This is a genomic window from Aquirufa regiilacus (assembly GCF_032470275.1).
Lineage (GTDB): Bacteria > Bacteroidota > Bacteroidia > Cytophagales > Spirosomataceae > Aquirufa > Aquirufa regiilacus.
This window is the reverse complement of sequence record NZ_JAVNWW010000004.1, coordinates 59,844-78,082: the sequence shown is the minus strand read 5'-3', so window position 1 is coordinate 78,082 and position 18,239 is coordinate 59,844. Positions and strand designations below refer to the sequence as shown.

Annotated in this window: 23 protein-coding genes; 10 read left to right on the top strand and 13 right to left on the bottom strand. The window is 42.9% G+C overall.

The features are described from left to right. Positions 1-168 precede the first annotated feature (168 nt). On the top strand, positions 169-876 hold the full coding sequence (locus PQG45_RS09010; protein WP_315574307.1) for a DUF2490 domain-containing protein: 708 nt from the start codon (positions 169-171) through the stop codon (positions 874-876). A gap of 203 nt (positions 877-1,079) precedes the next feature. Here PQG45_RS09010 and PQG45_RS09005 read toward each other — a convergent pair whose 3' ends face one another. Further along, positions 1,080-1,640 (bottom strand): GNAT family N-acetyltransferase, encoded by a 561-nt coding sequence (locus PQG45_RS09005; RefSeq protein ID WP_315574306.1) that lies wholly within the window; start codon positions 1,638-1,640, stop codon positions 1,080-1,082. Between the two features lie 32 nt (positions 1,641-1,672). On the opposite strand from PQG45_RS09005, the gene PQG45_RS09000 reads away from it, so the two are divergent. Further along, positions 1,673-2,155: an asparaginase domain-containing protein gene (locus PQG45_RS09000; RefSeq protein WP_316070722.1), complete on the top strand. Its 483-nt coding sequence runs from the start codon at positions 1,673-1,675 to the stop codon at positions 2,153-2,155. Here PQG45_RS09000 and PQG45_RS08995 read toward each other — a convergent pair. After that, positions 2,152-3,642 (bottom strand): DUF1593 domain-containing protein, encoded by a 1,491-nt coding sequence (locus tag PQG45_RS08995; RefSeq protein ID WP_316070721.1) that lies wholly within the window; start codon positions 3,640-3,642, stop codon positions 2,152-2,154. The two genes, PQG45_RS09000 and PQG45_RS08995, sit on opposite strands and share 4 nt — an antisense overlap. A gap of 190 nt (positions 3,643-3,832) precedes the next feature. On the opposite strand from PQG45_RS08995, the gene PQG45_RS08990 reads away from it, so the two are divergent. Genes PQG45_RS08990 through PQG45_RS08980 form a run of 3 tightly spaced genes read left to right on the top strand, consistent with a single transcriptional unit; the run spans position 3,833 to position 6,610 of the window. Beyond that, positions 3,833-4,345: a DUF3237 domain-containing protein gene (locus tag PQG45_RS08990; protein WP_315574303.1), complete on the top strand. Its 513-nt coding sequence runs from the start codon at positions 3,833-3,835 to the stop codon at positions 4,343-4,345. Beyond that, positions 4,345-5,451: an alpha/beta hydrolase gene (locus PQG45_RS08985; protein ID WP_316070720.1), complete on the top strand. Its 1,107-nt coding sequence runs from the start codon at positions 4,345-4,347 to the stop codon at positions 5,449-5,451. Before PQG45_RS08990 ends, PQG45_RS08985 begins: the two co-directional genes overlap by 1 nt. After that, the gene (locus tag PQG45_RS08980; RefSeq protein WP_316070719.1) at positions 5,441-6,610 is read left to right on the top strand and encodes an MFS transporter; all 1,170 of its coding nucleotides are present in this window, start codon (positions 5,441-5,443) and stop codon (positions 6,608-6,610) included. Before PQG45_RS08985 ends, PQG45_RS08980 begins: the two co-directional genes overlap by 11 nt. 85 nt (positions 6,611-6,695) lie before the next feature. Here PQG45_RS08980 and PQG45_RS08975 read toward each other — a convergent pair whose 3' ends face one another. The 5 genes from PQG45_RS08975 to hisH are packed head-to-tail and all read right to left on the bottom strand — an operon-like array spanning position 6,696 to position 9,720. Next, positions 6,696-7,034, bottom strand: a complete 339-nt coding sequence (locus PQG45_RS08975; protein WP_316070718.1) for a phage holin family protein — start codon at positions 7,032-7,034, stop codon at positions 6,696-6,698. Between the two features lies 1 nt (position 7,035). Further along, positions 7,036-7,632 (bottom strand): bifunctional phosphoribosyl-AMP cyclohydrolase/phosphoribosyl-ATP diphosphatase HisIE, encoded by a 597-nt coding sequence (hisIE, locus tag PQG45_RS08970; RefSeq protein WP_315574299.1) that lies wholly within the window; start codon positions 7,630-7,632, stop codon positions 7,036-7,038. Between the two features lie 10 nt (positions 7,633-7,642). Then, positions 7,643-8,401, bottom strand: coding sequence for an imidazole glycerol phosphate synthase subunit HisF (gene hisF / locus PQG45_RS08965; RefSeq protein WP_316070717.1), 759 nt, complete (start codon positions 8,399-8,401; stop codon positions 7,643-7,645). Beyond that, positions 8,395-9,129, bottom strand: coding sequence for a 1-(5-phosphoribosyl)-5-[(5-phosphoribosylamino)methylideneamino]imidazole-4-carboxamide isomerase (hisA, locus tag PQG45_RS08960; protein ID WP_315574297.1), 735 nt, complete (start codon positions 9,127-9,129; stop codon positions 8,395-8,397). Before hisA ends, hisF begins: the two co-directional genes overlap by 7 nt. A 3-nt stretch (positions 9,130-9,132) precedes the next feature. Then, on the bottom strand, positions 9,133-9,720 hold the full coding sequence (gene hisH / locus PQG45_RS08955; RefSeq protein ID WP_316070716.1) for an imidazole glycerol phosphate synthase subunit HisH: 588 nt from the start codon (positions 9,718-9,720) through the stop codon (positions 9,133-9,135). 85 nt (positions 9,721-9,805) lie between these two features. On the opposite strand from hisH, the gene PQG45_RS08950 reads away from it, so the two are divergent. Further along, positions 9,806-10,471, top strand: a complete 666-nt coding sequence (locus tag PQG45_RS08950; RefSeq protein ID WP_315574295.1) for a TVP38/TMEM64 family protein — start codon at positions 9,806-9,808, stop codon at positions 10,469-10,471. Here the strand turns inward: PQG45_RS08950 and PQG45_RS08945 are convergent. The 3 genes from PQG45_RS08945 to PQG45_RS08935 all read right to left on the bottom strand — a co-directional run bounded on the left by PQG45_RS08945 (position 10,468) and on the right by PQG45_RS08935 (position 11,508). After that, on the bottom strand, positions 10,468-10,752 hold the full coding sequence (locus PQG45_RS08945) for a hypothetical protein (RefSeq protein WP_316070715.1): 285 nt from the start codon (positions 10,750-10,752) through the stop codon (positions 10,468-10,470). The two genes, PQG45_RS08950 and PQG45_RS08945, sit on opposite strands and share 4 nt — an antisense overlap. A gap of 62 nt (positions 10,753-10,814) precedes the next feature. Beyond that, complete coding sequence (locus PQG45_RS08940; RefSeq protein WP_315574293.1) at positions 10,815-11,063, bottom strand: hypothetical protein; 249 nt, start codon at positions 11,061-11,063, stop codon at positions 10,815-10,817. 52 nt (positions 11,064-11,115) lie between these two features. Next, positions 11,116-11,508 carry a Dabb family protein gene (locus PQG45_RS08935; protein WP_315574292.1) on the bottom strand — a complete coding sequence of 131 codons (393 nt, stop codon included), beginning with the start codon at positions 11,506-11,508 and terminating at the stop codon, positions 11,116-11,118. A gap of 33 nt (positions 11,509-11,541) precedes the next feature. On the opposite strand from PQG45_RS08935, the gene PQG45_RS08930 reads away from it, so the two are divergent. The 3 genes from PQG45_RS08930 (at position 11,542) to PQG45_RS08920 (ending at position 14,568) form a co-directional block, all read left to right on the top strand. Continuing rightward, positions 11,542-12,228 (top strand): NAD-dependent epimerase/dehydratase family protein, encoded by a 687-nt coding sequence (locus PQG45_RS08930; protein ID WP_316070714.1) that lies wholly within the window; start codon positions 11,542-11,544, stop codon positions 12,226-12,228. Between the two features lie 39 nt (positions 12,229-12,267). Then, positions 12,268-13,788, top strand: a complete 1,521-nt coding sequence (gpmI, locus tag PQG45_RS08925; RefSeq protein ID WP_316070713.1) for a 2,3-bisphosphoglycerate-independent phosphoglycerate mutase — start codon at positions 12,268-12,270, stop codon at positions 13,786-13,788. Positions 13,789-13,908: 120 nt separating this feature from the next. After that, a complete protein-coding gene (locus PQG45_RS08920; RefSeq protein WP_315574289.1) occupies positions 13,909-14,568 on the top strand; it encodes an acetyltransferase in 660 nt (219 codons plus the stop codon). Between the two features lie 35 nt (positions 14,569-14,603). On the opposite strand, the gene PQG45_RS08915 is transcribed toward PQG45_RS08920, so the two are convergent. Together PQG45_RS08915 and eno are read right to left on the bottom strand one after the other, a co-directional pair. After that, positions 14,604-14,921 (bottom strand): FtsB family cell division protein, encoded by a 318-nt coding sequence (locus PQG45_RS08915; RefSeq protein WP_315574288.1) that lies wholly within the window; start codon positions 14,919-14,921, stop codon positions 14,604-14,606. Positions 14,922-14,927: 6 nt separating this feature from the next. Beyond that, positions 14,928-16,205, bottom strand: coding sequence for a phosphopyruvate hydratase (eno, locus tag PQG45_RS08910; RefSeq protein WP_315574287.1), 1,278 nt, complete (start codon positions 16,203-16,205; stop codon positions 14,928-14,930). 132 nt (positions 16,206-16,337) lie between these two features. On the opposite strand from eno, the gene PQG45_RS08905 reads away from it, so the two are divergent. After that, on the top strand, positions 16,338-17,048 hold the full coding sequence (locus PQG45_RS08905) for a thioredoxin domain-containing protein (protein WP_315574286.1): 711 nt from the start codon (positions 16,338-16,340) through the stop codon (positions 17,046-17,048). Here the strand turns inward: PQG45_RS08905 and PQG45_RS08900 are convergent. Beyond that, on the bottom strand, positions 17,029-18,000 hold the full coding sequence (locus PQG45_RS08900) for an aldo/keto reductase (protein ID WP_316070712.1): 972 nt from the start codon (positions 17,998-18,000) through the stop codon (positions 17,029-17,031). The genes PQG45_RS08905 and PQG45_RS08900 overlap by 20 nt on opposite strands. Positions 18,001-18,239 lie beyond the last annotated feature (239 nt).

The following is an 18,239-nucleotide window of genomic DNA, read 5'->3' as shown; positions in this document are numbered from 1 at the left end:
TTAATTGCTGTAGTTCATTTTTGTGTAATCCTAGATGTTATTGTATTTGTCGTAGAATAGCGTTGCGGGAAATATAACCCTTTGCAGGCCCATACTGCAATTTTTTGATTAAAAAACAAAAGAATATTTAATCTATCGTTTTTATAGAATATATTATATCTTTGCAGAATGAAGTATTTATTTTTCTTTCTTGTTCCTTTGTTTGGGCTTTGGGGGCAGTCTAAAATTGAGCATCAATCTCAGGTTTGGTATGGATATTATTTGACATATCCATTTAATCAAAAATGGTATGTTCAGGGGGAGGTGCACAAACGCCACTTTGTGAATCCACTTGAGCATCATCAATATGCTTTTAGAGCTCATGTGCATCGGACTATGGGTGAAACATGGGATTTCTCTACTGGGGTGGCCGTATTTTTAAATACACCCAATAATCCGTTGGCGCCTGTTCGCCTAGTCATTCCTGAATATCGACCACATGCGGACATATCCTATAAACATCGTTGGTCTATGCTTCGAATCGAACACCGTTTTCGTTTTGAGATGCGTTTCAATCAAGGAACAGATGTTACCAAAACAAATTTAACCGATGAGATAAAGTTTAGTAATTATCGTTTTCGCTACAGACTTCAGGCTTTATTTCCGCTGGTAAAAAGTATACAAGGTAAAATTAACACCGAAATTTTGCTTAATGCAGCGCAGGATAATCCGGATAATGTATTGGACCAACACCGTATGTTTGCGGGATTAAGTATACCGATTTTGAGTAATCTGACAGTAGATGTTGGTTACCTTCATGCGTTTCAACAGCGGTCAAATTTGGATTTTTATGATCGAAGCATCTTGAGTTTGATGGCGTATCACCGGATTAAATAACGGGGCAGGCGGTTTATCAGTTTATGGCTCAAATTATGACGACCAAGCGCTTGAAGGCTGTTTTTCGTAGATGTAATATAAAACGTGTGGGAGGTGACGCTGCCGGGGTTTTTAACCCCGGCAGCGTCTACCGATTTACGCATTTTTTTAATCAGTTTTTTGATAAATTCAGTCTAGCGCCTATTCCGATGCGTATTGGCCTATCAAGAAGCTGATTTTTTATTCCAGTCCCACAGCACAATATCCCAAGTAATTCCCCCATAGTTTAGGGTATCGATCACCTGGAATCCGCGTTTTTGATGAGCTTTTAACGATCTAGCATTTGCCTGCGCGACGTCGGTGACACAAAAATCATAGCGTCCCGCATAATGATCTCGAAAGGCGCCATAAAGTCGTTGGACCAAATCTTGGCCTCGGTACTCCTTTGATACACATAATTGTGCGACGATGGCATAGTTTTCAACGGACTTTCCTTCGAATTGGCATCGTTCAATGTTTTCTACTAAATCGGCCAATAAAGCGTGTCTTCGAGCGGTATCGGGCAATGCGACCAAACTATAAGCTACCACCCTGTCGCCATCTTTGGCAATAATTCCGGGACTACTGGATTGCAATAACGTCAAAAAGGGCAAATCATATTCGGCCATTAAAAATCCTTGTGACTCGGCTTCCTCTTCCGTAATATTTTTGCGTAAATTGGCCTGCTGTAAGGCTAAAACGCCTTCCAATTCCGCCTTGTTTGTTACCAATTGTAGTGTGAGCATGTGCGAATTATTTCATCGACAAATTATAAAATATGATTCAGATTTATGTTACCGGAGGAACATTTGATAAAGAGTACAACGAATTAAATGGGTCCTTGTATTTCAAAGAGACGCATTTGCAGGAAATGTTGACTAAAGGCCGTAACCGATTGGATGTCAAAACGGATACGCTCTTTATGAAAGATAGTCTCGAGTTTTCGGATACGGATCGAATTCAAATTTGCGATGCCTGCCTTTCTGTAAACGCCGATCGAATTTTGATTACGCACGGAACCGATACCATGACCCTAACGGCAGAATATTTGGCGGGTCAAATTTCAAATAAAACCATTGTTTTAACGGGTGCCATGATTCCTTATAAGTTCGGGTCTTCCGATGGAATGTTTAATCTAGGGAGTGCTCTAGCGTTTATTCAAGTGCTCCCTCCCGGCGTTTACATATCGATGAATGGTAAGGTTTTCGAGGCCGGCAAGGTTCGCAAAAACCTAGAACGCGGCGAATTTGAGGCTATTTAGCGGATACTAATCACTACCCGACGATAGCGAGTTAAGGCCGGAATTCCATTGTCTGTTCCTTCAATTACGACGTGAAAAGTGTCCCCTTTTTTCGCTGAATCAGGGATGGATACGATCGCTTGTTTTCCTCCTATATTAATTCCTGCTTTCCCGGATCCAGCTTCTGGATAGGCCCAAGCCTTTAATCGGATACCATTCCGGTCTGGGTCACGCGTTTCTATCGTTAATAACAGCTCTTGACCTGGATTAGCTGTCAAATGCATACCTTCTTTTACCGTGATTTGGGGCGCGTGATTTGCGTCCGCGTAGGATTTTACACACCAGTCGGCGCGTGCCGCGAAATCCTCTTGTGCTGCAATTAACCAGCGTGTTTGGGAATAATTGATATCCATTTTCCCTGTCTCGGGATTGAAGTCGGCAGCCTGATCATTATCTTCAAAACGGTACGGATTGTCTTTTGTTTGTACAAAGCGGCCGCCCCATCCGCCAAATGAAGGGTTGTTCAAGTTGTTTAAGCCTACGTCGACGAGGTGTAAGAAAGCTGGGGAATCGCCTTCTGAGATAAAATCGTATTGGGTGAAATCACCCCATTGCGCATTTTTTATTTTGGTAATATCTCCATGAATGTGTTCGTCATCCCCCGCCTGTTTTTGCCCATCCCCGTAGGAATAATACATTTTCAAAAGCGGTCCGTGATCTAAAATAATTCTGTTTGCCATGTAGGCTCCCTCGAAATAAGGTTGTGTTGCCTTGGGCATGATGCGTTTCCATGGGTAGGCGAAACTCGCAAATTGATGCGCATTGTAGAAAACGCGAATTTCTGGCCAGTGTCCTCCGATGTAGTTTTTATAGGTGGCGTCCTGGTCCATCACGGTATATATGATGGCTTTTTTCGAAATTTTCGATTTGATCGTGGGCCAATTTTTGTCGGCACCGAATTGCTCTTCAATCGATTTCAATGCGCGGGCAATCGTGTTCGTACCTCCCCATGCTTGCAAATAAATCGGTTCGGGATTCTTGTCTAATAACTTTGCTTTTATCCATTCGGAACCTTCTGTGATCTGTTCCATTTCGCCTTCAAAATCAATATTCCCAACCTTCACAAGGCTATTTAGGTAGGCGGGAGAAGGGTAATTTTTATCGTGTAAGATCAGATTGGGATGTACCTCTGCATAAGCTTTTAGGAGGTCTTGAATCCATTGAACGCCTGGCCAGCGCAAATCCGTTTTAGCGCCATACATTTTGCGGGTCATCTCCATTTCGGAGGTAAATTGGGTGCCCTTTCCATCGCCTTTGTAATGCCACATGGAACTGGAATAGACAAGCCCTTCTAAATGATATTCATTGGAATACATCAACATGCGAATGAATGTGTCGACATCGTCGATTTCACCATCGGTGGTAACGATTGTACGCGGCATTGAGCCTTTCGAAAATCCAATGAACGAAACGCACAGGAGCAATGCTCCAAAGATTAATTTTTTCATAGTCGGTTTATATGCTGCCGGTGGTCCACGACCCCGTCAGCGTATCGCGAAGTTAGTGGAATTAAGGATAATTTGCTGTTTAATTACTTGATAAAATGCTTTTTAGCCATCGAAAATTCCTTATTTCCCCGTAGCTTTGGCAATCCTCCCAGGTTTGCCAAAGCTAAGTGAGGGAGATAAATCTAAACCGATGAAAAAAATTATCATCTTGCTGATATTCAGCATGACTTCCGTCTTTGCTCAAGACGCCCCCAAACTCGAATTTTTCTGCGAATTACAAGTGAAACTTAGTCCCGCATTGACTGTTGGCGAAACGGCTCACGGCACCCGACGGATCATTCCGATTATCGGCGGAACGGTGGATGGACCCGGGATTAAAGGAGAAATATTTAATGGGGGTGCTGATTGGCAAGTTGTCCGCAAAGATGGTGTTGCCGAATTAGAAGCACACTATCAATTTAAGGCAGACGATGGATCAATCATTTATGTGAAGAACATCGGTGTTCGCGTGGCTTCGCCCGAAGTCGCTGCCCGTATCGCGAAAGGGGAAAAAGTAGATGCAAGTCAATATTACTTCCGCGCCATTCCGAAATTAGAGGCTCCTTTGACCAGCAAGTATGCTTGGATCAATGATACCATTTTTGTTTGTACTGGCGAACGCATGCCGGACGCAGTTAAAATCCGAATTTATAAACTACTATAATGAAGCAAATAGCAATTTTATGCCTACTAGCCCTTTCGCTGCACGGACAAAAGGCGGTAGACCTAGGTACCTTAAAAGGTGGCGACTACCAAGTACACATTCCCGCAAATTGGAATAAAAAATTAATCATGTACGCGCATGGTTATCAGTTTATGGGTACGCCTCCCTCGAGTGCGAATGCGCAGTTGGCCCAACGACTAAAACCCTTTTTAGATCGCGGATTCGCAATCGCGGCGTCAGATTATCCCATTCAAGGGTTCGCCTTGCCAGAAGGAGTGGATGCGACTGAAGAGCTTCGACAAGCATTCATTAAAAAAATGGGTCAGCCTGACTCTACTTTCATGGTAGGGCATTCCATGGGGGGCGGCATAACAATCGCTACGCTGGAAAATTTCGGGCAGCATTACCAAGGTGGACTACCCTTGTGTCCCTTGTCTTCGCGACCTTACTTACAATGCCGCAAGGAATATGATATGTATGCGACGTTTAACGGTCTATTTCCGGGCATTGTTCCTAGTTTGAAAGAGATTTTTGATCCGTCGAGTTCGATTTCTTTTGTGTCATTTGCTCAAGCGGGTCCACGCATGGGAGCGATTAAACAAGCTGTCATTTCAAAAGATTCAGTCTTGGCGGCAGCGTTTGCCAAGCGCTTTGACCTCAAATTAGCCGACCTTCCTGCAGCATTATTTTTTAACCAAAATGTGTTGCGCGATTTGGCCTTAAAATTCAATGGTAATCCTTTCGATAATACCCAAACGGTATATTCGGGTTTTCCTGATAACCTAGAAGTGAACAATAAAGCGGAGCGTTTGGCTGCCACGCAAGATCCACAAAAACTATTTGCCCGCTATGATCGTACGGGGAAAATTGACAAGCCAATCGTTTTGATGCATACGATTTACGACCAACTCATTCCCGTTTCCTATGCGGTTACGAATCTAGAAAATATGATTCATGCCCAAGGTCGTGGGAAATATTTTGCGGTAAAATACACGAATGGACAGGCACATTGCCAATTTACGGATAAACAAACAGGTGAGGCATTTGATGCTTTGCGTAACTGGGTTAAAACGGGGGTGAAGCCTTCTTTTGGATATGTCAACTAAGCAATACATCGCAGTATTTATCTGCTTTTTAATGAACATGCTGGACGGGATGGATGTGCTCATTATTTCTTATGCCGCTCCTGCCATTGCCAAAGCGTGGAACATTTCGCCCGCGAATTTGGGAATTGTATTTAGCTCAGGCCTAGTGGGCATGACTGTTGGAGCCATTTTTTTAGCGCCTTTTGCTGATCGCATTGGCCGAAAATCCACCATGTTAATCGCCGGATTATTAATGGCCACATGTATTTATCTAACGTCTTTTGCGACGGATATCAATTTGTTGATGATTTTTCGTTTCATCAGTGGCTTGGGAATTGGAGCCATGATGGCGACAACGGCTGCATTAACTGCAGAAAATTCGCCAACTTCTACTCGAAATTTTTGGGTGAGTACCGTCGTTGCGGGCTATCCAGTGGGAGCCGTTTTATCTGGATTAGTTGCCGCAACGGTCATAAAAACCTCGGGTTGGGAGCATCTATTTGAATTAGCAGGCTATGCGACTTTTCTGTCTTTACCGCTGGTAGGCCTATTTATCAAAGAGTCATTTGCTCTTTCCAAACAAGACGATACAAAACCGAGTGTTCAAATTTTAGTCAAAGAACCTTATCGTATTTCTACATTTCAACTTTGGACGGCATTGTTTCTAGCCTTTGCTACGCTCTATTTTATGTTGAATTGGATTCCCAAATTAGCTACGAATGCGGGCCTTTCGCTTTCTGCCGCAATCTATGCAGGGACAGTTTTCAACCTGGGAGCGATCGTCGGTATTCCCATGCAAGGCTATTGCTCATCGCGTTTCGGATTGAAAAAAACGATTGGAACGATCTTGATCTTTACCGCTTTGGTCATGCTCTCCTTTGGCTTTTTTGTGGAGACCGACTACGTTTTGGTGATCTTCTTTTTAATGGGTTTTGGTGTTCAGGGAGGCTTTGTTGGCTTGTATGCCGTGGCGGCTAGTATGTACCCAACGTACATTCGAACCACTGGCGTTGGTTGGGCAATAGGCGCCGGTCGCTTAGGAGGAATTATCGGTCCTATTTTAGGAGGCTTGTTGGTCGCCTGGGGTTTGGATATGACCCAAAGTTTCTGGGTATTTGCCATCCCGTCTGCATTAGCAGGATTAATGACATTTCGAATTTCATCGAAAGATATCAGCTAATTGATAATCGATTTTTTCTTGACTTACATGTCGGTTGCAAACACTACCTTTGGCAATCCTCTAAGGTTTGCCAAAGGTAAGGGGGTTATTTCGTAAAAAGCCCTACAAAAGAGTTCGTAATACCTACCACAAAACTGAAGATTAAGGGAGCGATAAATCCATTCACCTTAAATCCAGTCACATAGGCTTCCACGATGTAAACCATCGCTACGGTAATGACCAAGGAAAATAATCCCAAGGTCATAAAGGTAATCGGGAAACTGATTATTTTCAGAATAGGTTTTACGAAAGAATTTAAAAATCCCATTGCCAAAGCAACGACTAAAGCGGTTGTAAATCCATCGACCGTAATTCCTTTTAAGTAACGTGGAATGATTAAAACCACGACCGCAATAATGATGTAACGAATGATAAATCCAATCATGTTATTTCTGATGTCTAGCTTGTAATGTCTTAACGATTTCTTCTAATCCAATGCCGCGATCTTCCAACAAAACCAATAAGTGGAAAATCAAATCCGCAGCCTCGCCTTTAAACAATTCATCATTGTCCATCATGGCCTCGATGACTAATTCAACTGCCTCTTCGCCTACTTTTTGAGCCACCTTATGCGTTCCTTTTTGGAACAAAGAAGCCGTATACGAAGTGTCTGCCGATGCATTTTTACGCGAACGAATGATGTGTTTTAAGTGGTCTAACCAAGCAGCATTATCCGCATTCGATTCATTGAAACAGGTATCTGACCCCGTATGGCATGTTGGCCCCGCTGGTTTTGCTTGGATCAAAATGGTGTCTTGATCACAATCAATAGCCACATTGATAACATCCAGATAATTTTCTGAAGTTTCTCCTTTGGTCCAAAGTCGATTCTTTGAGCGGGAAAAAAAAGTCACCCGGTTTTCGGCAAGCGTTTTGGTGTAGGCCTCTTCATTCATGTAGCCCAACATCAATACTTTCAAGGTGCTTGCATCTTGAATAATGGCAGGGACTAAGCCTTTGGAAAAATCGGGTTGTAAACTCATAAAGGTTAAATTAGTATATCCGCATCGGAATTCCTTTGCTCGCTAAGTATTTTTTCAATTCAATAATCTCAATTTCCTTGAAGTGGAAAATGCTTGCTGCCAAACCGGCATCTGCTTTTCCATCGGTAAAAACCTCATAAAAATGTTCCATCGTCCCTGCGCCGCCTGATGCGATGATGGGAATGGAAGATTGCGCAGAAACCCGACTCGTAAGGTCATTGGCAAATCCCGCTTTAGTCCCATCGGCATCCATGGATGTTAATAGGATTTCTCCAGCCCCACGAGATTCGACTTCTTTGGCCCATGCCATCGTTTTAATATCTGTGATTTTTCTGCCGCCATGGGTATGCACCCAATCATTGCCTTCTACAAATCGCGTATCAATCGCCACGATGATGCATTGTGAGCCAAATTGCAAAGCTAATTCGTCAATTAATTCCGGCCGACGAACCGCCGAGGAATTAATGGAAACCTTATCGGCACCCGCATTTAATAAAGCTGATACATCCTCGATGCTACTAATTCCACCACCCACGGTAAACGGGATATTGACATGACGTGCCACTTCACGTACCAGATTGACTAAGGTTTTTCTATTGTCAACCGTCGCCGTAATGTCTAAAAACACCAATTCATCTGCGCCTTGTTCAGCATACAAAGCCCCCAACTCCACGGGATCTCCCGCATCACGCAAATCGACAAAGTTGGTCCCCTTCACAGTCCGACCCTCTTTTATATCCAAACAAGGAATAATTCGTTTCGTTAGCATAGGGATTCTTTGGCAAATGTGGCTAAATCTTCGAGTGTAATGCGGCCTTCGTAAAAGGCTTTTCCAACAATCACACCGAATAAATTCATGGCACGTAATTGTTCTAAATCTTGCATATTGGCTACGCCACCACTGGCAATGATGTTTAATCCGGGATTATTCGCTTGGATTTTTTCGTATAAATCAAAACTTGGCCCCTGCAACAATCCGTCCTTCGCCACATCCGTCGATATGACGTATTGAGCGCCTGCTGCTTGATAATCGGTCAGAAAATCAAAGATGGAAATATTCGAATTTTCTTGCCAACCAGCTACTGCGATTTGTTCGTTGTGGGCATCAGCGCCCAGGATAATTTTATCAGTTCCGTATTTTTTAAACCAGCCATGCACGAGTTCGGGGTTGCGGACGGCGATACTTCCGGCAGTAATTTGGGCAGCTCCAGCAGAAAATGCGCGATCAATCATCGCGTCGGATTGCACGCCACCGCCAAAATCAATATGTAAGGAGGTGTTCGAAGCGATGCGCTCTAATACGGCAGCATTGACAATTTCTTTCGCTTTTGCTCCATCCAAATCAACTAAATGTAAGCGTTGGATTCCCGCTCCTTCAAATGCCTTGGCAATTTCTAGCGGGTCAGAACTGTAAACTTTCTTTTGTTGGTAGTCTCCTTGCGTTAATCGAACGCATTGTCCTCCAATAATATCGATGGCTGGAATGAGTTGGAACATAGATTAAAGCGCTAAGAAGTTTTGAATGATTTTTTGACCCGCCATGCCGGATATTTCTGCGTGGAATTGTGCCGCGTAGAAATTATCTTTTTGTAACATGGCCGAAAAGGGTTGGACATAGTCACAAATGGCTGTCGTATAGGGATTCACGGGCGCATAAAAAGAGTGAACAAAGTACATGTACTCCTCTTTTTTGAGCCCTTCCATCAGGATATTTTCACCTGAAGCTTGAATGGAATTCCAGCCTACATGGGGTATTTTCAAGTCGGCACTTACAAATCGTTTCACCGGCACATCGAAAACGCCCATACAATTCGTATTATTTTCTTCAGAATCGCGACACAATAATTGCATACCGATACAAGTCGCTAATACGGGTTGCTTTAAGGTAGGAATTATTTGGTCTAAGCCTTTTTCGCGCAAATAGGCCATCGCCGTACTCGCTTCTCCCACCCCAGGAAAAATGACTTTATCCGCTGATCGAATCACCGCTTCGTCGTCTGTCCATTGGTATTTCATCCCGATTCTGTCCAAGGCGTACATGACCGATTGCACATTTCCGGCATTGTATTTGATGATTGCGATTTCCATGGACGAATTTTAATGGGGCAAAATGCCCTGCAAAGGTAGGCAAAAGGGCTTGGATTATGAAAAGAAGCGTATATTTGTTGGCCCTATGTCTCAAAACCGCCGTATTCTTTTCGAAACCCTGTACCTACTTTGGATGGGGGCATTACCCGTCTTATCAAGTTTGTTGCTAGGCTATTTTGCTTTGGCGAACCCCGACTTTTTTACCAGCTTTAATGCGCTGGAATCCGTGATTTTTTGGGTCATAGCCGTATTCATTATGGGTTTGGCGCTATGCCCTACGACCTTTTTTGCTATGTTTACGGGCTATGTTTGGGGCTGGTCGGGTCTGTTGCCGCTCATTGTTGCTTATGCGATTGCCTCCTTATTGGGTTATGCGATGGCACGAAAAATGAAAGGGGATGCGCTCATCGAACTCATACGCGTAAAGTTTAAAGCGGCTGATTTTCTGGATAATGTACAAGCTCAATCTTTTGCTTGGGTATTTTTAGCGCGCTTATCTCCCATATTTCCTTTTGCTATTACAAATGCATTAATGGCATTTTTGGGAGTTCCCTTGCGTCAGTTTTTTGTAGGTGGAACGCTCGGGATGCTTCCTCGTACATTAATCGCCTTGTGGACGGGAACCCAGGCGGCCTCCTGGGCAAACTTACTTAATCACCCCGAGATGCTTCGTTGGCAAGATGTCGCGAGCCTTGCAATGTTATTCATTTCCGTCATCGGGATGTTTGTGCTCGCAAAACGAAAAGCCTAATGTTTTAAAAACAAGTAAATAAAACCGAACATCGCGACGAGCTGACCTATCCAAAAGGTAAACATCCATCGTAGAATATTTTTTTCGGTCTCGGCGAGCTTCGTTATTAGTTTCAGCTCCAGTTCCACAAGTCGAACATCTAAGTATTCCTTCGTGACGAAGTTTTTAGTTCGGTCCTCAATGGTGTCTTGAATGACTTCTACAAATTCCATGGCATCTTTTTCCACCAAGTGGAGTTTTTTATGCGCTAATTGATATAATTGAATTGATTTTGCTTCCATGTTTCAAACCTACAAAAACAGGCTAGATGAGTCAATTCGATACAAGAATAGCTCAATAATTATCAGTTTTTCATCAGGGAAACAATCATATACGTCACAGCCCCTTGCCCCACCCAAAAAATAAACATCCATTTAATGAGTTCACTTTTTGCTTCGGCAACGGTCTGATGGACAAAATCCTTGCTCACAAATTCATTCGTGGAATCTTGTATTTCTTCTTGGAGGCCATGAATAAATCTCATGCCATCTTGCTCGCCCAAATGCAATTTGGCTCGAACTATTTGATATAATTTTCGGGTGTGTGGTTTCATGCCCTAAATGTAGGGCCTCTCCACGAAGGAGTCAATTCGCTTTTCGACTATTTTAGATTAATTCAGAATCAATCACTTGAACTTTTCCCCACAAGTGCTTGTTGTCATCAATGAACTTTTTGTGCAAGGGGTGATATAGGTATTCCGATTCTTTTGTAGCATTATCAAATACTAATACCACAGAAAAAGTATAACTTCCATCTGTTGCGCCTTTGTCGAATTCGGTTACGATTGGGCGGCCAACGTGCGCATTTTGGATCATAGGCAAGGTGCCTAATTGTTTAAGAGCGGCCAACAATTGTGCTTTTTCGGCATCATTGTTCGGATTTTTGGCCCAAAACAACACATGGTGAATAAAGGTCATAGATGTTTTTGCATTTGGTAATACACTGCTAGCTGCAGCCGCCAAACCGGCTTGTTGGAGGAAATTTCTTCTCGAAGTCATCAAATAGGTATTTAAATATTATTCAATTCTACGATGGAAAATCTACAAAAGCAATTAATCATCACGGGTGCCACGGGCATGGTGGGCGAAGGTGTCTTACATGAGGCGATTCATTCTCCTTTCGTTAGCCAAATTTTGGTGGTCAACCGCAAACCTTGCGGGGTACAGCATCCAAAAGTCAAAGAATATCTGTTAACTGATTTTTTGAAACCCGAGGCAATGCGCGATGCGATCAAAGGCTATGACGCCTGTCTGTTTTGCCTCGGGGTTTCCTCCGTGGGAATGAAGCCGGATGAATACAAACAAAAGACCTACGATTTGACCCTAGGTTTTGCCAAAGTATTGCACGAAGAAAACCCTCATATGTCGTTTAGCTATATTTCAGGCGCCGGAACGGATTCTACAGAGCAGGGGCGTTTAGCCTGGGCGCGCGTGAAAGGGAAAACGGAAAATGATCTAAGGAAAATGGGTTTTGGGGACTATTATTCTTTCCGACCGGCCATGATTCGGCCGACTCCCGGCTTGAAAAATGCGTTGTCATTCTATAAATACATCAGTTGGATCTTCCCGATTCTCAAGTTTGTTGCTCCGCATACAGCTTGTACCTTACAGGAGTTGGGCCACGCGATGTTAGAATCGTCCATTTTTGGTTCACCAACCAAGACCGTAGAAGGGAATGATATTTTGGCATTAGCCAAACAAATGCGTGCGCGTTTATAGCTTTTTGGCTATTTTTGTAAGATAATTAAATATACTCCCGTGAATAAGAAAGTCGTACTTATGATTTTAGACGGTTGGGGAATTGCCACCAACCCAAAAGTTTCAGCGATTGATGCTGCCAAAACTCCCTTTGTTGATTCGTTATATACGAAATATGCGCATTCAAAACTGGAGGCGTCCGGCGAAGCTGTTGGTCTTCCTGAAGGCCAAATGGGTAATTCGGAAGTAGGGCACATGAATTTAGGTGCTGGCCGCGTGGTATATCAAAATTTGGTGCGTATCAACAAAGCTGTTCGCGAAAATACGTTAGGTCAAGAAGTTGAATTAGCGAAGGCATTTGATTATGCGAAAAAAGAAAATAAATCGGTTCATTTCATGGGCTTGGTTTCTGATGGAGGTGTTCATGCACATGTCGAGCACTTAAAATCTTTATTGACCTCGGCCTCTGAAGCGGGATTGTCGAACGTGTTTGTGCACGCTTTCACAGATGGTCGCGATACAGACCCGAAGTCGGGGATGAAGTTCATGACGGACTTGGTTAATCATACGAAGAAAACAGGAACAGCGGTAGCTTCCGTAACAGGTCGTTATTTTGCGATGGACCGCGATAACCGCTGGGAACGCGTAGCCTTAGCTTACCATGCGATGGTAGATGCGGAAGGCACGCCTTCGCAAGATGTGCTAGCTTCTATTCAAGCGAGTTATGACGCGGGTGTGACGGATGAGTTTATTAAACCAATCATTGCGACAGATGCAGCAGGAAAGCCTTTGGCAAAGATTGCTGCTGGCGATGTTGTGATTTGTTTCAACTTCCGCACAGATCGTGGCAGGGAAATTACGCAAGCCCTTACGCAACGCGATTTCCCAGAGGAAAATATGCACAAATTGGATTTATATTACTTAACCATGACGGAATACGATAAAGAATTCCAGAACGTTAAGGTAATTTTTAATGATTCGAATTTACCTATGACGATGGGTGAGGTATTAGAAGGAGCGGGTAAAAAGCAAATTCGTATCGCGGAAACAGAGAAATATCCACACGTAACTTTCTTCTTCTCAGGAGGGCGTGAGCAATTGTTTGAAGGCCAAGAAAACATCTTGCGCAATTCTCCGAAAGTTGCTACTTATGATTTGCAGCCGGAAATGTCGGCAGCCGATTTGCGCGATGCATTGATTCCGGAATTGGAAAAAGAGGAAGTAGATTTTGTTTGCTTGAACTTTGCGAACCCAGATATGGTCGGCCATACCGGCGTTTTTGAGGCAGTCGTAAAGGCGGTAGAAACAGTGGATGCATGTGCTGAAGCGGTTGTGAAAGCGGGATTAGCCCACGGTTATTCATTTATTATCATTGCCGACCACGGAAATGCCGATGTAATGATGAACGAAGATGGTTCTCCCAATACAGCACATTCAACAAATTTAGTTCCTTGTATTTTGGTTGATAATGACTTTCATCCTACACTTCAAAATGGAAAGTTGGGCGATGTATCGCCTACAATCTTGAAGTTGATGGGCGTGGCTCAACCCAAAGAAATGACGGGGACGCCTTTATTTTAATTGATAAACCATGGAGGTTCAGGCCTCCATGGCTTATTATTGACCATTGGATAAATAAGCATCATCAAACGTAGGGGAATTAGGGAATCTCTATTTACCTTTATTTCTTTAAATCAATCTATGGCTAAAGTCATTATTTTTGGTAATACGCGTACCGCTGAACTTGCCCTTTATTATTTGCAGAATGACTCTGAACATGAAGTCGTTGCCTTTACAGTTGAGCAAGATTACATTCAAGAGCCTACGTTTCACGGGTTACCTTTGGTACCTTTTGAAACACTGGAACAAATTTATTCCCCTTCAGAATTTAAATTCTTCGCACCGCTAACGGAGAAGAACATGAATCGTGTTCGTGCGCGTGTGTACGAGCAAGGGCTAGAGAAAGGCTATTCGTATATCTCCTACATTAGTTCGCATGCAACTGTTTTGACGGATAAAATTGGCGATAATTGCTTCATCTTAGAGGATAACACGATACAGCCCTATGTAACCATCGGAAATGACGTCGTGTTGTGGTCGGGGAATCACATTGGTCATCATGGAACCATCGGTGATCATGTCTTTTTTACATCGCATGTGGTGCTTTCCGGAGGATGCCAAGTAGGCAATTATTGTTTCATTGGTGTTAATGCAACGATTCGTGACCAAAGTGTTTTGGGTGAAGGAACCTTGATTGCGATGGGGGCCAACTTAACCCGTCAGAAAACAGATCCTTGGAGTATTTGGAAAGGAAATCCTGCAGAAAAAGCAGCCATTTCGAGTAAAGACATTAAGATATAAAAAAAGCCCTTCATTACGACTGAAGGGCTTTTTTGTTAGTGCTCGATGGGTTGATTGTTTTCGTCCACAATCACAAAAATATCTTCTTTCGGTTTCTTCATCAGATATTTTTCCCTGGCATATTTTTCCAACAACGATGGATTTCCGATTACCATGCGGCGCTCTTTTTCCAGCTCTTTGGTTTTTTGTTGGTAATACGTTTTCTCGTTTTCAAGCTGTCTTAATTCATTCCAAAGGCGAAACTGAACAGTTACATCATTGGAATCCAGCACGAACATCCACACGAAGAGGATGCTCGCTGAAATCCAATAAAATTTGTTCGGCCCAAGAAATAGTTGCTTGATGCGATTCACGAATGCTTAGAAATTTAAACCTGGAAAATATGCATTAGCTCCCAATTCCTCCTCAATACGAAGCAATTGGTTGTATTTAGCCATACGGTCAGAGCGTGACGCAGAACCTGTTTTAATTTGGCCTGTGTTCAATGCAACTGCTAAGTCAGCGATTGTTGCATCTTCTGTCTCTCCTGAACGGTGTGACATGATGTTTTTGTATGAATTACGTTTCGCTAAGTTAACCGTATCGATTGTTTCAGTTAATGAACCAATTTGGTTTACTTTAACCAATACTGCATTCGCTACGCCTTTTTCGATACCTTCTTGTAAACGCTTCACGTTTGTAACGAATAAATCGTCACCAACTAATTGGCATTTAGAACCAATCAATTTCGTTTGCTCAGCCCAGCCAGCCCAATCGTCTTCAGCCATACCATCTTCGATCGAAATGATTGGGTATTTGTCAGCCCAAGTCTTCCAGTACGCAGCCATTTCCATGTTGTTCAATTGCTTGCCATCTGATTTTTTGAAGGTATAAAGACCTGTTTTCTCATCGTAGAATTCAGATGCAGCAGCATCCATCGCGATGAAGATTTCTTCGCCTGGTTTGTAACCTGCTTTCTCGATTGATTGCAATACGATTTCGATTGCCTCTTCGTTCGACTTGATGTTTGGTGCAAAACCACCTTCATCACCTACGTTTGTTGAATATCCTTTTGATTTTAACACACCTTTCAATGCATGGAAAACCTCAGTACCCATACGCAATGCGTGTGAGAATGATTCAGCTTTCGCTGGCATCACCATGAATTCTTGGAAATCGATCGAGTTATCCGCGTGAGAACCACCGTTCAAGATGTTCATCATCGGAACTGGCAATGTATTTGCGTTAACACCACCGATGTAACGATATAAAGGCAAACCTGCTTCTTGTGCTGCTGCTTTAGCAACGGCCATCGAAACACCTAAGATTGCGTTTGCGCCTAATTTTCCTTTGTTTGGAGTACCATCTAATTCAATCATTAAACGGTCGATCATGTTTTGCTCAGAAACTTCTAAGCCCCATAATTCTTCAGCAATAGCTCTGTTTACGTTCTCAACAGCCTTCAAAACCCCTTTACCAACGTAAACTGATTTGTCTTCATCGCGAAGCTCAACAGCCTCGTGGATACCTGTTGAAGCTCCTGAAGGAACTGCAGCTCTACCGAAAGCTCCGTCTTCAGTCTTGATATCAACCTCGATTGTTGGATTTCCGCGTGAATCTAAAATTTGTCTGGCGTGTACGTACTGTATTGCACTCATCTTTTTATTGTTATTGTGAATAAATGATTACGATGTAATTGCTTAAATTGCCTTGCAAAATAACGCAAAATTTGGATAATTTCCGTGGTTTTTGTGTTTTATCATGATTATATAACCTGACATCCCTTCAAAATGAAAAAATATTCGCTTCTAATCCTGTTTTTAGCCTTATCCGTAGGTCCTTTATTTGCGCAAGTGCTTGACGTTGAATCATTTTCGAATAAAATAACCGAGACGCCGCAGGCATTATTGTTAGACGTTCGGACCTCTGGGGAGTTTGGTGGAGGGCATTTGCCCAAAGCAACCAATATAGATTTTCGGTCTGAGGGCTTTTCGAAGGAAATTGATAAACTGGATAAATCAAAACCGGTTTTAATCTACTGCCTATCCGGTGGCCGCTCCGCGCAAGCCGCAGAAATGATGCGCGCGAAGGGCTTTCAGGTAACCGAATTAAAAGGCGGATACTTAAAATGGACGACTAAATTGATGCCCTTGGAAGGAGTGCCTACTGTGAAGCATGATGCCGCTTGGAATTTGGCGGATTTCGAAAAATTGGCGAAAGAAAGTGATGCCGTCGTTGTGGATTTTTATGCTAAATGGTGCGCTCCATGTCTAAAAATGATGCCGATGGTCGATAAGTTGGCTGGAGAATACACGGGAAAGGTAACTGTCATTAAAGTGGAGGCTGATGGAAATCAGGCGATCTTGCAGGCAAGTGGGGTAGACGAAATCCCGAGTTTTCTGGTTTTTCGCAAGGGAAAATTAATCCAAAAAACATCGGGATTCCGAGAAGAGCCGAAGCTCAAAGAACTATTTGATCAAGCTACTGGGACCATTCAGTAGGTTGGCGCTCCCAGCGGTGATTTCTTAATTCGGTTAGTAATGTTGCCGGCAGTGCTGCTCCATCTGAGCATGCGATATTGCTTTCCACGTGCTTGATTTTGCGCATGCCAGGAATGATGGTTCCTACATCTGGGTTAGCTAATATGAATCGTAAAGCCATTTCGGGCAAATTCATTCCTTCAGGTAATAAGGGTTTTAAGGCATTCGCGTGATCGACACTCGATGTTAAATTCTCCGGGACGAAATACGTTGAACGCCAATCATCGGCAGGGAATTTCGTTTCATAGGTCATTAGACCTGTTAAGCTTCCTTCATCAAAAGGAACACGCGCGATAACACCCACATCCAATTTCTTACATAATGGGAATAAAAGATCTTCAGGATTTTGGTCGAAGATATTATAGATGACCTGAACGGACGAGATTAATCCCGTTTCTAGCGTTTTTAGACAGTTGTTGGGTTCCCAGCGGTTCACTGAAATTCCCCAGTGAGCAACTTTTCCTGCTGCGGTTAATTGTTCAACAGCCTTTTGCCACTCTTCTGAATTCGCCCATGCATCCTCCCAAACATGAAATTGTTGGAGATCAATTTGCTCTACACCCAAATTCTTTAAACTTTTTTCGGTGTATTCAATGATATGTTCTGCTGGAAAACATGCTTCGATTGTAAAATGAGATTTAGATGGCCAGGTAAAATTTTTAGGTGGAATTTTCGTGGCTGCATATAGTTTTTTATCGGGATGGCGCTTTATCAACGCTCCTAATATTTGCTCACTCTTTCCTTCTGCATAACCCCATGCGGTATCAAAAAAATTTGCGCCTAAAGACACCGCTTTTTCTAACGAGGCATTCACTTCTTCAATGTCGGAACCTGTCCAACCAGCGAGTCCCCACATACCATATCCCAGTTCACTTACCTGCCAGTTGGTCCGACCAAATCGTCTTGTTTTCATATGTATGTTCTTTTTTCCGTCGCAATAATATCGTTTTTTCATGTGTTTACTATCTGCTTTATGTTGTTTTATTTACGAGAACCACACGCCTAATTGACCCTTATTGGCAGTAAAATGTGTTTAAACACAAATTTTACATTTTTTGATTTACCTTTTAATAAACGATTAGGGAGTTTAAAATAGCAATAACGCAAATAACTCAATTATACTCAAATTTCGTGTTTGAGTAGTCTAATTTC

What these genes read in the sequence shown, in the direction of transcription:
- PQG45_RS09010 (WP_315574307.1), top strand. Translation starts at nt 169, where the DNA reads ATGAAGTATTTATTTTTCTTTCTTGTTCCTTTGTTTGGGCTTTGGGGG.
- PQG45_RS09005 (WP_315574306.1), bottom strand. Translation starts at nt 1,640, where the DNA reads ATGCTCACACTACAATTGGTAACAAACAAGGCGGAATTGGAAGGCGTT.
- PQG45_RS09000 (WP_316070722.1), top strand. Translation starts at nt 1,673, where the DNA reads ATGATTCAGATTTATGTTACCGGAGGAACATTTGATAAAGAGTACAAC.
- PQG45_RS08995 (WP_316070721.1), bottom strand. Translation starts at nt 3,642, where the DNA reads ATGAAAAAATTAATCTTTGGAGCATTGCTCCTGTGCGTTTCGTTCATT.
- PQG45_RS08990 (WP_315574303.1), top strand. Translation starts at nt 3,833, where the DNA reads ATGAAAAAAATTATCATCTTGCTGATATTCAGCATGACTTCCGTCTTT.
- PQG45_RS08985 (WP_316070720.1), top strand. Translation starts at nt 4,345, where the DNA reads ATGAAGCAAATAGCAATTTTATGCCTACTAGCCCTTTCGCTGCACGGA.
- PQG45_RS08980 (WP_316070719.1), top strand. Translation starts at nt 5,441, where the DNA reads ATGTCAACTAAGCAATACATCGCAGTATTTATCTGCTTTTTAATGAAC.
- PQG45_RS08975 (WP_316070718.1), bottom strand. Translation starts at nt 7,034, where the DNA reads ATGATTGGATTTATCATTCGTTACATCATTATTGCGGTCGTGGTTTTA.
- hisIE (WP_315574299.1), bottom strand. Translation starts at nt 7,632, where the DNA reads ATGAGTTTACAACCCGATTTTTCCAAAGGCTTAGTCCCTGCCATTATT.
- hisF (WP_316070717.1), bottom strand. Translation starts at nt 8,401, where the DNA reads ATGCTAACGAAACGAATTATTCCTTGTTTGGATATAAAAGAGGGTCGG.
- hisA (WP_315574297.1), bottom strand. Translation starts at nt 9,129, where the DNA reads ATGTTCCAACTCATTCCAGCCATCGATATTATTGGAGGACAATGCGTT.
- hisH (WP_316070716.1), bottom strand. Translation starts at nt 9,720, where the DNA reads ATGGAAATCGCAATCATCAAATACAATGCCGGAAATGTGCAATCGGTC.
- PQG45_RS08950 (WP_315574295.1), top strand. Translation starts at nt 9,806, where the DNA reads ATGTCTCAAAACCGCCGTATTCTTTTCGAAACCCTGTACCTACTTTGG.
- PQG45_RS08945 (WP_316070715.1), bottom strand. Translation starts at nt 10,752, where the DNA reads ATGGAAGCAAAATCAATTCAATTATATCAATTAGCGCATAAAAAACTC.
- PQG45_RS08940 (WP_315574293.1), bottom strand. Translation starts at nt 11,063, where the DNA reads ATGAAACCACACACCCGAAAATTATATCAAATAGTTCGAGCCAAATTG.
- PQG45_RS08935 (WP_315574292.1), bottom strand. Translation starts at nt 11,508, where the DNA reads ATGACTTCGAGAAGAAATTTCCTCCAACAAGCCGGTTTGGCGGCTGCA.
- PQG45_RS08930 (WP_316070714.1), top strand. Translation starts at nt 11,542, where the DNA reads ATGGAAAATCTACAAAAGCAATTAATCATCACGGGTGCCACGGGCATG.
- PQG45_RS08920 (WP_315574289.1), top strand. Translation starts at nt 13,909, where the DNA reads ATGGCTAAAGTCATTATTTTTGGTAATACGCGTACCGCTGAACTTGCC.
- eno (WP_315574287.1), bottom strand. Translation starts at nt 16,205, where the DNA reads ATGAGTGCAATACAGTACGTACACGCCAGACAAATTTTAGATTCACGC.
- PQG45_RS08905 (WP_315574286.1), top strand. Translation starts at nt 16,338, where the DNA reads ATGAAAAAATATTCGCTTCTAATCCTGTTTTTAGCCTTATCCGTAGGT.
- PQG45_RS08900 (WP_316070712.1), bottom strand. Translation starts at nt 18,000, where the DNA reads ATGAAAACAAGACGATTTGGTCGGACCAACTGGCAGGTAAGTGAACTG.